Below are 15,001 nucleotides of genomic sequence, written 5' to 3'. Positions count from 1 at the left end.
AGTTCCCATCATAAGCGGTTTCTGACAGCATGGCTTCCTGGGGTGTCAGGAGAAGAGGCTCAACTGCTGTTGGGCAGGAGCCGGTGGAGTCGGGAGAGACAGGATGGGGATCCCAGCCCTCTCTAGCTGCGCTTGGAAGGCGATCGCAGTGGCAGGCGAGTAAATTTCTTGGGGGCAGTGGACAAAGAAATAGACCGTGATTCCCTGCGCGAGCCAGTGGCGGATCCGCTCCTGCCATTCCGCGAGGTAAGCCGGATTACGATCGCGATCGGGATGGCTGATGAAGCGCACTAAGGCGTACTCTCCGATCACATCTGGATGCAGCGGTAGCTGAGGTTTGCGGCGATCACTCGTCACTTGGGGATCATCTACACCGTTATAAACAGGACGGGTATCGAGCAGGACTCGGCCACAGCCATAGCGTTGCAACAATTGATTGAGCGCTTGACGCGGCTGGGGCTGGAACCAGTCGGGATGACGGGGTTCAACGGCCAAGGGCCATTGAACTACCGGCCAAGCAGCCAGAAACTGGGAGAGATCGGCGATCGCACCGGGACCATAGCGGGGCGGCAGTTGCAGAAAGGCAGGGCCGAGGCGATCACCCAGGGGTTGCAGTTGCCGACGGAAAGCCGCCGCGGCTTCAATTTGGGCGGCCAAGGGACCGGCATGGCTGAGCGATCGCGGCAACTTCAGACAGAAGCGGAAGCGATCGGGCGTTTCTTGACGCCAGCGTTGGACAGTTTCGGTCGAGGGAATCGAGTAGAAAGTGGTGTTGCCTTCCACCGCCGTCAGGCGTTCGCCGTAGCAGCGCAGGAATGCATCACTACCTGTTCCTGGGGGATAGAAGGAACCGACCCAGTTGCGATAGGCCCACACAGCACAGCCCAACCAAAATCGATCAGTCACAGGACTAGGCATCGGGCGATCGCAGGAGTCTGTCCCAAACAGCGTACGGTGAGAGAAGGATTTGCGATCGTGGATCCCAGTTGATCACCAGCCGATGGAGCCGCCACCCAGCCGTAATGAGAGTTGCGATCGTTCACTATTGGCTGGTGCAAATGCGGGGCGGCGAACGGGTCTTGGAAGCACTCTGCGATCTCTTTCCCGAAGCTGACCTGTTCACCCATGTCTGCGATCGCGATCGTCTCAGCCCGACGCTGCAACGTCACCGCATCCAAACCAGCTTCATTCAACGCTTACCAGCGGCGCAACGGCGCTATCCCACCTACCTGCCGCTGATGCCCTTTGCTCTCGAGCAATTTGACTTGCGGGGCTATGACCTGGTGATCAGTAGTGAGTCTGGCCCTGCCAAAGGCGTGATCACGGATCCGAACAGTCTCCATATTTGCTATTGCCACAGCCCGATGCGCTACCTCTGGGACTTAGCGCCCAGCTATCGTCGCCAAGCAGGTTGGTTCAAGCGCCGGGCCATGGATCTGCTGTTGCCGCCGCTGCGGGTTTGGGATCAGGCTACAGCCCAGCGCGTCGATCATTTTTTGGCTAATTCTCGCTTTGTTGCTCAGCGGATTCGCAAGTATTACCGCCGTGAGGCGACTGTCTTGCATCCGCCCGTCCATGCCGATCGCTTTGCGATCGCCGACCGTGAGCCAGAGGACTTTTACCTCTACGTCGGCCAGCTCGTGCCTTACAAGCGAGCTGATTTAGCGGTCGCAGCCTGTTCCGCCTTTGGGAAGCGACTCATTGTGATTGGAGATGGGGAAGAGCGATCGCGACTGGAAAAACTGGCAGGACCCACCGTGCAGTTTCTCGGTCGTCAGTCCGATGCTGCGATCGCCAGCTACTACCAGCGATGCCGCGCCTTGCTGTTCCCTGGGGTTGAAGACTTCGGTATCGTGCCCCTCGAAGCAATGGCCAGCGGTCGTCCAGTGATTGCCTACGGCGATGGTGGAGCGCTAGAAACCGTGAAAGCCGGTGAGACGGGCCTCTTCTTTCAGTCCGCTACCGTTGAAGCGCTCACGAACGCGATCACCCAGTTTGAAGTGCAACAGGGACAGTTTGATCCAGTGGCCATTCGAGAACATGCCATGGGCTTTGATTGCGATACCTTCAAAACGAACTTCCAGCGCTTCCTCACGTCGGTGCTCTAGGTATGCCAAGCCAGCGGTCTTGGATTCGTCCCTACGAGCGACAACTGCCTTACCTGCAGCTTGCGCTCGACTTGCTGCTGATTGTGCTCAATGCAGTCATCGCTTTTCGGCTGCGCTTCGAGTTCAGCTATTTCCAAGACAACGCTCGCTACCTGCTGCCACTGCTGCTAGCATTGCCCGCTGCGGCCATCTATTTCCCGCTGTTTAACCTCTACGATTCCTGGCGCGGGCGATCGATGATTCCACTGATGCTGCGGGTCGCCGCCGCTTGGGGTCTAACGATCGCTACCACCGTCACGATCATTTTTGCCCTGCACTACGGCAGTTCCTTCTCGCGGCTCTGGTTTACGACCTGGGCGATCGGCAGTCTCTACAGCTTTGGACTGATTCGCCTGCTCTGGGTGGCCGGTTTACAGATGATGCGCCACAAGGGCTGGAACGAACGCCGTCTCCTCATTGTCGGGGCCGGTGACCTGGGGCAAGTACTGACCGATCGCTTGGCGGCCGCTCGTTGGACCGGACTGCGCGTGGTTGGGTTCCTCGACGACAACCCGGAGCTAGAGGGACAAAACTATCGCGGCATTCCAATCACGGCTCAGGTTGACCAGATTGAAACTTGGATCGATCGTTTTGACGCCCATGAAGTCTGGTTAGCCTTGCCCTTACGGGCACAGGATCGCGTCCAAGAAATTTTGCATCTGTTGCGCCACAGCACGGTGACAATCCGCCTAATACCTGATGTCTTTAGCTTCCGGCTGATCAACCACGGCTTCACAGAAGTTTTGGGCGTACCACTCATTGACCTCAACGCCTCACCGATGATGGGCTCCAATCGCTTCATCAAGGCGATCGAGGACAAGGTCTTAGCAGGCATGATTCTGCTACTAGCGAGTCCAGTCATGCTGGCGATCGCGATCGGCATCAGGCTGACCTCACCGGGCCCAATCTTCTATCGCCAGGAGCGAATTGGCTGGAATGGGCAGCCGTTTATGATGCTCAAGTTCCGGTCGATGCCGGTGAATTCAGAAGCAAAAGGGGTGCAGTGGGGCAAAGCCTACGCCAAGCCCACCACACCGCTGGGAAGTTTCCTACGGCGCACTAGTTTGGATGAGTTGCCGCAGTTTATTAACGTCTTGCGCGGTGAGATGTCGATCGTCGGTCCTCGTCCCGAGCGATCGCTGTTTGTCGAGCAGTTCAAGGATGAAATCCCTGACTACATGAAGAAACACATGGTCAAGGCAGGAATTACTGGCTGGGCACAGGTGAACGGGCTGCGCGGCGACACGGATCTACGCAAGCGGATTGAGTACGACCTCTACTACATTGAGAACTGGTCCCTTGCCTTTGACCTGCAGATTATTGGCATGACGCTGCTCAAAGGCTTCCTCAGTCGCAATGCGTACTAGGCGTGCCCAAGCTCTCTTTGATCATCGCCACCTTTAACGATGCGATCGGCTTAGCCCGCTGTCTCGACAGTATTGAACAACAAACAGTACGGGCAGATTGTGAAGTCTTGGTCTTTGACAATGCCTCCAGCGATGGCACGGTTGAGTTGCTGCAAGGCTGGAGCGATCGCCTGACCTACTGGGAAAGTGAGCGCGATCGTGGCATCTATCACGCTTGGAACAAAGCGATCGCCCGCGCCAGTGGCGATTATGTCGCCTTCGTTGGTGCAGACGATTATTACGCCAGTCCCACAGCTCTCCAACAACTGCTAGAGCTGACTGTGGGGCAGCCCGATTTGGTGAGCGGGCGCAATGCCTACTACAGCCCCGAGGGGAAATTTCTACGCACCTGGGGCTATGCCTGGGATTGGCAGCGGATGCGGGAGTCGATGATCCTCAGTCATCCGGGACTGCTGATGCGGCGATCGCTGTTTGATCGTATTGGCCTGTTTGATGAGCGCTTTCGCATCTGTGGCGACTACGACTGGCTCCTGCGGCTACCGCCCGACTTGAAGGCCGTCCACACCAATCAAGTCATCCTCTGCCTGAGCATGGGCGGGCTAAGCAACACCCGCATTAGCCGAGTCTTTGCTGAGACCTTCCAAGCCCAGCGTCGCCAGCCGGATTTAGGCCGATGGCGCAGTGGTGTTTATTGGCTGATCAATTGGCTGAAGTTCGGGCGCCGTAAACTCATAGGATTGGCTTAGGTGCAGACGCAATCGTGGGCAATCTGTTAGTCAATTTGGCAATGGTGCTGCGCCAGCCCACAGGGATCAGTACCTATGCCCTCAGTTTGTTGCCCTATCTGCGATCGCTGCAGCCCACCCTCCTGAGCGATCGCCTCTACGAGGGGTTTGACCATCAGCTCATTTCCTCGCGGCTCTGCTCCGATCGCGGGCGAAGAGCCCGCTTGGCTAGGCTCTATTGGACCCAGACCCAAGTTCCCAAACTCTATCGCCGGCTGGGTAGTCGACTGTTATTTTCACCGGCGCCCGAAGCCCCGATTGATCGCCACTGCCGATCGGTGGTGATGGTTCATGATCTGCGTCCCCTGCAACTGCCATCGCACTCTTGGCAGACCTACTATTTCCGCTGGGTCGTGCCCAAAATTGTGGCGCAGGCGAGTCATGTGCTCTGCAACTCGGAAGCAACCGCTACCGATCTCTGTCATTTTTATCAACTGCCCGCCCAGAAAATTACGCCGATTTACCTGGGCTACGATCGCCAGCACTATCAGCCTTGGAGCGGCAAAACCAGCAACTACTTCCTCCACATTGGGCAACAGTTTCCCCACAAGAATCTAGAGCGCCTGATTCGGGCGTTTGCCCAGTTACCGACGGACTATCAGCTGTATCTCGCTGGCAGTCGTCATGCCTCCGAAACACCTCGGTTAGAGCAACTTGTGCATAGTTTGGGACTGCGGGATCGGGTGCAATTCCTGCGCTACGTGGACTACGCCGATCTGCCGCGGCTGATTGGTGAGGCGATCGCCCTCGTCTATCCCAGCCTTTGGGAAGGCTTTGGCCTACCGATTCTAGAGGCGATGGCCTGCGGCACCCCAGTGATCACTGCCCATGGCTCTTCGCTATCAGAAGTGGGCGGTGAGGCCGTTCTCTACGTCGACCCCTATCGCATTGAGGCGATCGCTGCCGCCATGCGCGACCTAATCGACGATTCAAATCTGCGGCAGTCCCTGCGCGATCGGGGCTTCCAGCAAGCCAGCCGTTTCAGCTGGGAAGCCACCGGTAAAGAAACTTGCCAAGTGCTCGAAAAATTTCTTTAGAACTAGCCACTGCAGTCGGCTAACCAAGGCGCAGAGCGTAAAAACTGGAAAAGTTCTGGGCGATCGCACACAGAAAACCGCGATCGCGCCGATAGACTAGCGAGGTCGCTCCCAGCTTGTCTATGACCGCCCAGCAGCTCTGGCAACGCTACCTCGATTGGCTCTACTACGATCCCTCGCTGGAGTTTTACCTCGACATCAGCCGCATGGGATTCGATGACGCTTTCGTTACTAGCATGCAGCCCAAGTTCCAGCACGCCTTTGCGGCGATGGCAGAGCTCGAGGCCGGAGCGATCGCCAACCCCGATGAACAGCGGATGGTCGGCCACTACTGGCTGCGCGATCCTGAGCTGGCACCCACACCGGAGCTGCAGACCCAAATTCGCGACACGCTGGCCGCGATCCAAGACTTCGCCCTCAAAGTACACAGTGGCGTGTTGCGGCCACCCACCGGCTCCCGCTTCACCGACATTCTCTCAATTGGCATTGGCGGGTCGGCCCTAGGGCCGCAGTTTGTCTCAGAAGCCCTCCGGCCTCAAGCGGCACTGCTCCAGATTCACTTCTTTGACAACACCGATCCAGCTGGCTTCGATCGCGTTTTAGCTGATCTCGGCGATCGCCTTGCTTCCACCTTAGTAATCGTTATTTCCAAATCTGGCGGCACTCCCGAAACCCGCAACGGCATGCTGGAGGTTCAGTCCGCCTTTGCCCAGCGAGGGATTGCCTTTGCGCCCCAAGCTGTCGCCGTCACAGGGGTGGGGAGCCATCTCGATCATGTAGCGATCACAGAAAGATGGCTGGCCCGTTTCCCCATGGAAGACTGGGTGGGCGGCCGCACCTCTGAACTATCTGCAGTCGGTCTACTCTCGGCAGCCCTACTGGGCATCGACATCACCGCCATGCTGGCCGGGGCGCGGCAAATGGACGCCCTGACCCGCCATTCCGATTTGCGACAAAATCCGGCAGCGCTCTTGGCTTTGAGCTGGTACTGGGCCGGCAATGGGCAAGGCAAAAAAGACATGGTCATCCTGCCCTACAAGGACAGCCTGCTGCTGTTTAGCCGCTATCTGCAGCAGTTGATCATGGAGTCACTGGGCAAGGAGCGCGATCTGCTCGGCAAGGTAGTTCACCAAGGCATCGCCGTTTACGGCAACAAAGGCTCGACCGATCAACATGCCTACGTCCAGCAACTGCGCGAGGGCATTCCTAACTTCTTTGCCACGTTTATCGAGGTGCTCGAAGACCGACAGGGGCCGTCGCCAGTCGTGGAGCCTGGCATCACCAGTGGCGACTATCTCAGCGGGCTGCTTCAAGGCACCCGCGCGGCGCTTTACGAAAATGGGCGTGAGTCGATCACGATTACGGTGCCGCGCGTTGATGCACAACAGGTGGGGGCCTTGATCGCGCTGTATGAACGGGCGGTGGGACTCTATGCCAGCTTGGTTGGCATCAATGCCTATCACCAGCCGGGGGTGGAAGCCGGCAAAAAGGCTGCTGCCGGTGTTCTCGAGATCCAGCGCCAGATTGTGGAGTTGCTCCAACAGGGACAACCACTCTCGATCGCAGCGATCGCAGACGATTTAGGTCAGAGTGAGCAGATTGAAACGATCTACAAAATCCTGCGCCATCTCGAAGCCAATCAACGCGGCGTTCAGTTAACCGGCGATCGCCATAATCCCCTCAGTCTGATTGCGAGTTGGCAACGATAAATCCTCATGCGAGTGGGGAAAATCACGAGCGCTCGGCAAGGTGGCTTTCTGTCTTGCTTAGCGCTCACGCTGGCAGTCCAGATCCTGCAAAAAACAAAGCTGCTGCTCTCAAAGAAAGCAACAGCTTCGGCAACGCTAATGGTTAGGGAGTGACCCGATCCTTTAGCGCTTGCGGTAAGGGACTTTGCTGAGGTAATCGATATCCGCCGAAGCACTCAGGGCTTGACCACGAGCACCGATGCTGCGAGCCAAGGCCAAGTAGGCACCTGGATCACCCGCTTTGGCACTGAGGTATTGCGCAGGGAAGCGCTTGCCAGGACCACCGGCGAAGACGGCTTTCGGGAAGCCGAGAATCGTGCGGTAGTAGCTGTCGTAGCGGGGCGATTTGATGTTGAACGGGGTTTCGCCCAGGGCGCGACCCGGCAGGACGCGACGACGTTGGTAAGGCACCTTGTCGTAGCCGAAATTGCTCAGGTATTCATCGCTGTTGAGCAGAGTGTCGATGAACCCTTCATAGCCTTGGGTTGCAACGGCCAAAGACCAAGCAATTTTTTCCCGTTCGCCGTAAACATCGCGACCCAACACCCGTTGGACCACTTGCTCGACAAAACGATAGTTACTGTTCTTGTCGTAGAAACTGGAACGGAAGGTTGCAGAGAGCAACAGCCCACGGATGAAATCGCGAACGGTGATTTGACCATTCCGCAGCTGCGATTCCAGAACAGTTTGGCGATCGCACTTGAAGGCGTGGAAGAAGATTTGGCGATAGGCCGCCTGAATCACTTCATCAAATTGGACCGGTGAGTACTGGTCTTCGGTGTTGTACTGTTTTGGCTGCTCGTCGCCAGGAACTTCGAAGCCAGCTACGCGCGAATTTTGCGTTGTTGGCGCGTAGTTCAAGAGGGGAAGGGCCACGCAATAAAACTCCCTAACCTTACGAATTCTTGCGAAGATTAAGCCCAATCATATCGGCGTCGGGGAACGCCACCGGAATTCAACCGCGAAATTCTTACAGAGCTTAACGATCGCTGCTTTTCCTACCAACCCAAGCTGGAGTAGAGCTGATCCGCTTTTAGGGGTTCACTGTCGGCTGCAGCTTCGGTCTGACGCACTTCCGCACAGAAAGCTGCGGTGCTCAGCCCCCCAAAGCGAGTCACCGTACTGGCTCGGAGGCGTAGGCTAGGCCCCATAAACCAAAATTGCTCGACAGCACTCATGGTTTCGTAGTCGGTCACGAGGTTGAGGTTGTTGTTCTCATCGAGCTCGAAGCGACCGATCACCGGCACGATTTCGGCATAGCCCCGCTCGCGCAGAAGTTGACCACTGCGGCCACTGGCATCATCGGGTACGAGCGCAAATACAGTCGTCCCGGAATGGCCTTCCGCGTCGCGATCCCATTCCATCGACCCTTGCCAACTGACGTAAGCTCCCCCGATCGCGGTAGCCGGATCGACCTCATGCATGGTGCAGATCTCAATGACGCGCGGATCGTCTTTCTCTAGGGCTTCTACCGAGATGCTGGAGTCACCATTCTCTGCTCGCCGAAAGGCAAGGTGATGGGTGGTTCGCTGCGATCGCCACTGACCGGCACTCTGCCGGAAGAATTCCATTGCGTCCATGCATTCTGGGGGAATTGCGCCGCTTTTGATCTTAGGGGGCGATCGCAGTTCACTCGTCTGAATTGACAGGCTTGGCTGAGCCTGCGTGAATCGTGGCAGTATTTCCCCCGCTTATGGCCCGCCAACGCCTCGCCTTCTTCTCAGTTGCGCTCAACGTCTTCATGGATGCCTTGGGGGTAACGTTACTGCTGCCGATCCTGCCGGAACTGCTCCGCCCCTTTGGCAGCAATGCTTTTCTGCTCGGTGCATTTGCCAGCGTCTACACCTTGGCGCAGTTTATTTCGACGCCCGTTCTGGGCTCGCTCTCCGATCGCTTTGGTCGTCGCCCGCCACTGATCCTGACGCTGGTGTTTACGGGACTGGCCTATGTGCTACTTGCGGTAGGGAGTTTAGTTGAGAATCTACCGCTGTTATTTGCGGCACGGATTTTGGCCGGATTAGCGGGTGGGGTGTTTGCGATCGCCCAAGCCTACATTGCCGATCGCGAGTCGGATCCCCTGAAGCGATCGACTCAATTTGGCTGGATTGGTGCAGCCTTCGGATTGGGCTTTTTGTTTGGGCCGGCACTGGGCGGCCTTCTTTCAGGCATTAACCTGCGGCTACCAATTTGGTTCGCTGCAATTCTGGCCTTCATCAACGCAGCCCTAACGGTGTTCACCGTCGTGGAATCGCTGCCACCGGAGCGTCGCCGCATTGTGCCTTGGCAAGATCTCAATCCGCTTAAACAGCTCTGGGCAGTGAGTCGTAACCCCAAACTACGGCGATCGCTAGCAAGTGCCTTCATCTATAACTTTGCCTTTGCCGGCTTCACCAGTCTGTTTGTGCTGTTCGTCCAAAATCGCTTTGGCTGGACACCGTTGCAAGTGGCGGGTGTCTTGATTGCGGGTGGATTTACGTCAGCACTCGGGCAAGGATTGATCTTCGGGCGGCTACTGCCCTACTTCCAAGAAAAGGGCTTGGCGTTGATAGGGCTGGGCGGCATGGCCGTTGGCTATCTCTGGCTGGCACAGGTGCCCACTCCAGGAAGCCAGCTCTATCCGGCTCAGATTTTGACAGCGCTGTTCGGCGGCTTTGTGATTCCAGCCTTGAGCGGCTTGTTTTCGCGGCGTGTCACGGCTGAGGAACAGGGTCAGGTCTTGGGCAGTGTCCAGGGCTGGCAGAGCCTCGCCCAGGTGATTGGCCCGCTGATCTTGGGCGTTGTTTACGATCGCGGCGGTGCGGATCCCTTCTTCTGGAGTTTGGCTGCTTTGAATGCGATCGCAGTTCTCTTGCTCTTGCCGCGATCGCGTCAGCCCCTAGAATGACCGCAGTTAAGAGCTGCGGCAATGGCTGACTCGGTCTCCACTTCAGTTTGTGTTTACGGCCGGACCCTGGCCCAGTACGAGCAAATTTTTGGCTTTCAGGCGACGGACTGGCAGGGCGATCGCATCCTCGACTGCTCGGGCGGGCCTGCCTCGTTTGTATCGGAGGCCAATGCACTCGGAATCGCAGCGATCGGAGTCGATCCGGCCTATGACCCCGATCTGGAAGTCGTGCGGCAGCGGATCGAGGCCGATATCGATACGGTTGTGCAGCTATTCCCGATCATCTCGGCCCAGTTGGGCGATGCGGCACCAGATCCTGCCTTGGTGGAAGGCTCGGCACGTCAGGCAGCAGCTGGATTTCTTGCGGATTTTGAAGCCAATCGCGATCGCTACATTCAAGCGGCACTGCCGGTCTTGCCTTTCGACGATCGCCAGTTCGATCGCGTCCTCTGCGGCAACTTCCTGTTCATCTACGCCAGCGATGACGGTTTTAACTATCCCTTCCACTACCAATCGGTGCTGGAGCTCTATCGGGTTTGCGATCGCGAGGTGCGCATTTCCCCGACGCGGGGCAGTGGCGGCGGCAGCCATGCCTACGTGGCACAGCTGCTGAGCGATCTGACGGCAGCGGGAATTCCGGCGGAACTGAAAGCGGTGCGAGATCCGGTCTATGGCGAAACGCAAATGCTGCTGTTAACTCGTCCAGCGGCGTAAAGGATTGCGAGGGTCTGCTGGTGAAGACATCTAAAGCCTCTGTCCGTGGGGGTGATTGCGCACCCCCACACCCACGCACTGGGGGCCTCGACTCCCCCAGCCCCCCGCAAAAGGAGGGTCGGTGGGGTTTTGACTGGTGAGAGCCTAGCTGCGCAATTAGTCAACTTGTCGGAGCCAGCATCCTGATATGGGCTAAAGAGTTGGTCTGGTGATAGGACGTTGAGGTCTGGGAGGATGGGTATTCAGTGATGCGGATTGTCATTCTGAACGATTGGGACGCGCGGTGACGTCCAACCGTTTATGGCGCTGGGTTTGGGGCTGAAAGCGGCGGGCTATGAGGTGGCGATCGCCACGCAACCAACTATCAGTCGATGGTGGAAGGGCTGGGGCTGGAGTTTCGGTTGGTGGCGGGTGATCCCCAAGGGGTGCAGCAGCAATCAGGCGCTTACTCCAAGGAAACGGTCGCGGCGGCAGCGCAGCTGCTAGGCCAGATTCTCAAGGATTCTTGGGCGGCTTGTCAGGATGCGGATGCGATCGTGGCTTCGCCGAATGCGCGGGGTGCGACTCATATTGCCGAAGCGCTGAAGATTCCTTGCTTTCTGGGATCGCCCACGCCCTACGGGTTTACCCAAGCCTTTGCGAGCCCTTGGTTTCCGCCGAACTTCATGCTGGGAGGTGGCTGGGGCAATTGGCTCAGTCACTATGCCGTCGATAAATTGCTCTGGGTGGCGACTCGCAAGACGGTCAACGAGTGGCGCATTTCTGATCTAGGACTGAAGCCCTTGAGTTGGAGCAGTCCTTACAAACAGCTGGTGCGCAGAGGGCAAGTCTTCTTGCATCCACTCAGTGAAGTGACCTTGCCGAAACCTGCAGACTGGCCAGAGCAAGCGCATCTGACGGGTTATTGGCTGCTACCGGAAGCTGAGGCAACGCTCTCACCCGAACTGGAAGCCTTTCTAGCAGCGGGTGAGCCGCCGGTGTTCATTGGCTTTGGCAGCATGGTCGACCAAGAACCGGAGCGGTTGACCGCGATCGCAGTCGAAGCGCTGCAGAAAAGTAATCAGCGGGGCATTTTGCTAGCAGGCTGGAGCCGGATCGACCGCTCTCAGCTACCAGACACGGTGTTTCCACTAGAGTCCGCGCCCTTTGGCCTGCTGTTTCCGCGCCTCGCAGCGGCAGTGCATCACGGTGGTTGTGGTACCACGGCAGCGAGTTTGCAGGCAGGGTTGCCAACAATCATCACGGCCTACGGCAATGACCAAGCCTTTTGGGGCAAGCGGGTCGCAGAACTAGGGGCAGGGCCATCCCCAATTACCCGCGAGGGTTTGACGGCTGAGACTCTGGCGACTGCGATCGCCCAAGCCGTCAGCGATCCGCAAATGCGATCGCGGGCGCAGGCGATCGGGGAACGGCTACGGGCAGAGAATGGGGTTTCTAAAGCAGTGAAACTGCTGGGTGACTACTTAGCGGCGGGCACCAGTTCCTGATCGGCTGGCTGAGATTCGGCAATTGCCCAACCGCGATCGCGGGCTTGTCGCAGCAAGTTGCGGTAGCCCGATTTGTAGGGCATCAGCGGCGACGTGGGTTTCACTGCGATCGTCCAAGGGAATCATCTTGGGACGCTGGGTTTCGACGATCCGTTTGTCCTCTTCGATGATTTTGAGACTGCGGCGCACCGTGTCGCCATCCGCCCAAGCACCGGTAAAGAAGGTGCGCACGGTCAGCCAAAAGGTCTTGGTGGTCTCGGCATCGATCGGCAGATTGGCACCGTAGCCAATGAAGCGGAAGCCGTTGCCTAAGTCCGTTTCGGTGCGGACGATGCAGGGCATGTAAAGGGTGATTGTGGTGGTGACGGTACGTGGGGCATCGCCACGATTGAACAGCTTCCAAATGCCGCGATAGGCCGATTTGTGAACTGGGTTTGGGCGCGTAGACCGTCTGGAAGTTGTTCGACTTTGTAAGGCTCAATTAATGGATCGGACGCTGCCCCAAACGAACCCGAGTGGGTGAAGGGTGCATGGGCGAAATCCATCAGGTTTTCGGTGACGCGGGTGTAGTGGGTGGTGTAGGTCACTTCACCCTGCACGGTGCGCCAGGCTGGATCGTCGTATTCCGGCAAGGGCGGCAAGGGTGGACGATCCGCTTCAGGTAGATCGCCGTAGAACAGCCAGACTAGGCCGTAGCGTTCGATCGCATCATAGTGGGGAACTTTGGCTGCAAAGGGAATGCGCTGTTGCTCCGTATTGGCAGGAATTTTGCGGCAGTGCCCTTGGGCGTCGTACTGCCAACCGTGGTACGGACAGACGAGACAGTCATTTTCAACCCAGCCGCCGGAAAGTGCTGCACCCCGATGCACACAGCGATCGCTCAAGGCGTGAATTTGACCCGCACTGTCGCGGTAGAGGGCGATCGCTTCACCGCAGAGAGTGACAGACAGGGGGCGATCGCCGACCTTCTGAGCCAGCGCCACGGGATACCAGTAGTTCTTGAGAAACATGGTTCAGCCTTGGGCGACGAGGGAGGAATGGTGCTGTTGCCAGAGCTGGCGGTAGTAGAGTTGCAGGCGATCGGAGGCAACCGAAATTTCATTGCGATCGCGCAGAGGAGCAATCCCCTCAATGATCTTTTGATCTTCCTGAAAAAGCTTGGCGGTGCGTTTGCGTGTCCCACCATCCGCCCAGCCTGCCGTCAAGAAATTGCGGACATGGAGCCAGTGACTACGGGTCGTTGTGGCCGAGATCGGCTGGTGAATACCGACCAAGATCAAATGAAAGTTGCCGAATTCAATATCGATACGAGTGATGTTCGGTAAGTGAAAGGCTGCCCCCGATCGCCCTGCCTTGGGGGTTTCTTGCTTGCGTCCTAGCAGGTTGAAGCTGCCACGATAGTTCGCCTTCGGCTCGATCGGAATCCAGATTTGGGCGCCGAGATCGCTCTTTTCCAACTCAAAATCGGCGATCACTTCATTGCCGCTAGCACCAAAGGAATTGGCATGCACGAAGGGTGAATGGGCCACATCCATGCCATTTTCGGTAACGCGACGATAGTCTGCCGCCCAATCGAACTGACCTTGAACCACCCGCCAACCGGCTTGGTCATATTCCGGCAGTTCCCACAACGGCGTTTGTGCCGCCCGATCGCGATCGCCGGTGAACACCCAAATCAAGCCATAGCGCTCCTGGACAGGATAGCTCGCCACTTTTGCCGCTTGGGGAATTCGTGCCGAAGCCTGCTGAGATGGAATCTGAGCGCAATGACCATCGAGATCAAATTGCCAACCGTGATAGGGACAGGCAATCGCGTTGCCCTTGACCTGACCGCAGGCTAGCGAAGCCCCACGGTGGGGGCAGCGATCGTCGAGCACCACAACTTGTCCAGCAGTAGTGCGATAGACCACCAGCTGTTGATCGAGTAGCGACGCTGCGATCGGTGTGGAACCCAGATCAGTACTGGCAGCGATCGCGTACCAGTGATTCGGTAGCAGCGCGACGTCTAGATTAGCCATGACTGAAGTGCCACACACTCAACAGCAGACTGGCGCAAAACAGCACTTCACCGCCATTACTAGCCAGCACCCCCACCAGCCGAATCGGAATAGCGCCGGTCACCAACATGGCGATCGCTCCCGCTTCCAACCACGGCCATTGGCGCTGGCGATCGAAGAGAACGCCCAGCCCCAGCAGGATCAGCGTGGTCAGAATGACAGGAATCTCAGGATTGAAACGGACATCTTTATAGCGCAGCGTGCCACCGAAGTTGACGGGGGCAAGTTCCAAACCGCGATAGCGCGTCCAGAGGTCAACGCCAATCAGACTGGCAGTCAGCGCGATCGCCAGCCACAAAGCCGTTGATGTTTCCGCCCAAGCAAACCCTGCCCGCAACGCCACTTGCCAACCCGCAACGATCAACAGTGGTGAACCAAAAATATGAAGTAAATAACGCCAGCGTGCCAGACCCGCCAAGCGATCGCCTTCACCAATCCAGCGGCCAGCCGCCACGATCGCGTTATCGTAGACCAGCCCGATCGCCACAAATGCAAGGATGGCCGTGTCCCAACCGGGCGATCGCCAACTGAGCAGCAGGGCTCCGAACAACAACAGGCTATGCAAAAAGCTATAGCCAATAAACACAACAGTCGCCATGGGCTGGAGTCTGGGGGACGGCGCAAACTTCCCAGACTTTAGCGCCCACTCCGGCGATCGCGGTAGAGGTCAGTGGGTGATCCCGCCAGTCGCTCGCGAACAGTCAGCAGTCAGGCGTTCGCTGAAACGGTTCTGATCAGAGTAGTTGATCGACGAAGGCCAGCACAGATTACGGGA

The 15,001-nt window shown here is 57.6% G+C and carries 14 protein-coding genes and 1 pseudogene; 9 read left to right on the top strand and 6 right to left on the bottom strand.

Annotation, left to right across the window (positions count from 1 at the left end; genetic code table 11):
- Positions 1-45 precede the first annotated feature (45 nt).
- Positions 46-906, bottom strand: a complete 861-nt coding sequence (locus SYC_RS10990) for a DUF72 domain-containing protein (RefSeq protein WP_231621390.1) — start codon at positions 904-906, stop codon at positions 46-48.
- 116 nt (positions 907-1,022) lie between these two features.
- On the opposite strand from SYC_RS10990, the gene SYC_RS10985 reads away from it, so the two are divergent.
- The 5 genes from SYC_RS10985 to SYC_RS10965 all read left to right on the top strand — a co-directional run bounded on the left by SYC_RS10985 (position 1,023) and on the right by SYC_RS10965 (position 7,045).
- Positions 1,023-2,108: a glycosyltransferase gene (locus tag SYC_RS10985; RefSeq protein WP_011244380.1), complete on the top strand. Its 1,086-nt coding sequence runs from the start codon at positions 1,023-1,025 to the stop codon at positions 2,106-2,108.
- Between the two features lie 2 nt (positions 2,109-2,110).
- The gene (locus SYC_RS10980; protein WP_011244379.1) at positions 2,111-3,514 is read left to right on the top strand and encodes an undecaprenyl-phosphate glucose phosphotransferase; all 1,404 of its coding nucleotides are present in this window, start codon (positions 2,111-2,113) and stop codon (positions 3,512-3,514) included.
- 2 nt (positions 3,515-3,516) lie between these two features.
- Positions 3,517-4,260, top strand: a complete 744-nt coding sequence (locus SYC_RS10975) for a glycosyltransferase family 2 protein (RefSeq protein WP_011244378.1) — start codon at positions 3,517-3,519, stop codon at positions 4,258-4,260.
- 14 nt (positions 4,261-4,274) lie between these two features.
- A complete protein-coding gene (locus SYC_RS10970; protein ID WP_011244377.1) occupies positions 4,275-5,336 on the top strand; it encodes a glycosyltransferase family 4 protein in 1,062 nt (353 codons plus the stop codon).
- Between the two features lie 122 nt (positions 5,337-5,458).
- Positions 5,459-7,045: a glucose-6-phosphate isomerase gene (locus SYC_RS10965; RefSeq protein WP_011244376.1), complete on the top strand. Its 1,587-nt coding sequence runs from the start codon at positions 5,459-5,461 to the stop codon at positions 7,043-7,045.
- A 162-nt stretch (positions 7,046-7,207) separates the two neighbouring features.
- On the opposite strand, the gene SYC_RS10960 is transcribed toward SYC_RS10965, so the two are convergent.
- Together SYC_RS10960 and SYC_RS10955 are read right to left on the bottom strand one after the other, a co-directional pair.
- The gene (locus tag SYC_RS10960; RefSeq protein ID WP_011244375.1) at positions 7,208-7,960 is read right to left on the bottom strand and encodes a phycobilisome rod-core linker polypeptide; all 753 of its coding nucleotides are present in this window, start codon (positions 7,958-7,960) and stop codon (positions 7,208-7,210) included.
- Positions 7,961-8,082: 122 nt separating this feature from the next.
- Positions 8,083-8,664: a phycobiliprotein lyase gene (locus SYC_RS10955; RefSeq protein ID WP_011244374.1), complete on the bottom strand. Its 582-nt coding sequence runs from the start codon at positions 8,662-8,664 to the stop codon at positions 8,083-8,085.
- A 113-nt stretch (positions 8,665-8,777) separates the two neighbouring features.
- Here SYC_RS10955 and SYC_RS10950 point away from each other — a divergent pair, with 113 nt between their 5' ends.
- The 4 genes from SYC_RS10950 to SYC_RS10940 all read left to right on the top strand — a co-directional run bounded on the left by SYC_RS10950 (position 8,778) and on the right by SYC_RS10940 (position 12,169).
- Positions 8,778-9,968: a tetracycline resistance MFS efflux pump gene (locus SYC_RS10950; protein ID WP_011378282.1), complete on the top strand. Its 1,191-nt coding sequence runs from the start codon at positions 8,778-8,780 to the stop codon at positions 9,966-9,968.
- Between the two features lie 21 nt (positions 9,969-9,989).
- A complete protein-coding gene (locus tag SYC_RS10945; RefSeq protein ID WP_011244372.1) occupies positions 9,990-10,682 on the top strand; it encodes a hypothetical protein in 693 nt (230 codons plus the stop codon).
- A gap of 300 nt (positions 10,683-10,982) precedes the next feature.
- Positions 10,983-11,168, top strand: coding sequence for a hypothetical protein (locus SYC_RS14255; RefSeq protein WP_081422179.1), 186 nt, complete (start codon positions 10,983-10,985; stop codon positions 11,166-11,168).
- Positions 11,087-12,169: a glycosyltransferase gene (locus SYC_RS10940; protein WP_162010030.1), complete on the top strand. Its 1,083-nt coding sequence runs from the start codon at positions 11,087-11,089 to the stop codon at positions 12,167-12,169. The genes SYC_RS14255 and SYC_RS10940 overlap by 82 nt, the downstream gene beginning before the upstream one ends.
- Here the strand turns inward: SYC_RS10940 and SYC_RS10935 are convergent.
- From SYC_RS10935 to SYC_RS10925, 3 genes and pseudogenes are all read right to left on the bottom strand, one after another.
- Positions 12,146-13,179: pseudogene (locus SYC_RS10935) on the bottom strand (Rieske 2Fe-2S domain-containing protein). The gene SYC_RS10940 and the pseudogene SYC_RS10935 sit on opposite strands and share 24 nt — an antisense overlap.
- 3 nt (positions 13,180-13,182) lie before the next feature.
- Positions 13,183-14,187 carry an aromatic ring-hydroxylating oxygenase subunit alpha gene (locus SYC_RS10930; RefSeq protein WP_011378286.1) on the bottom strand — a complete coding sequence of 335 codons (1,005 nt, stop codon included), beginning with the start codon at positions 14,185-14,187 and terminating at the stop codon, positions 13,183-13,185.
- Positions 14,180-14,824: a hypothetical protein gene (locus SYC_RS10925; protein WP_011244367.1), complete on the bottom strand. Its 645-nt coding sequence runs from the start codon at positions 14,822-14,824 to the stop codon at positions 14,180-14,182. The genes SYC_RS10930 and SYC_RS10925 overlap by 8 nt, the downstream gene beginning before the upstream one ends.
- Positions 14,825-15,001 lie beyond the last annotated feature (177 nt).

Source organism: Synechococcus elongatus PCC 6301, from assembly GCF_000010065.1.
Taxonomy (GTDB): Bacteria; Cyanobacteriota; Cyanobacteriia; order Synechococcales; family Synechococcaceae; genus Synechococcus; species Synechococcus elongatus.
The sequence above is the reverse complement of the archived record's forward strand: the minus strand, read 5'-3'. Positions and strand labels throughout refer to the sequence as shown.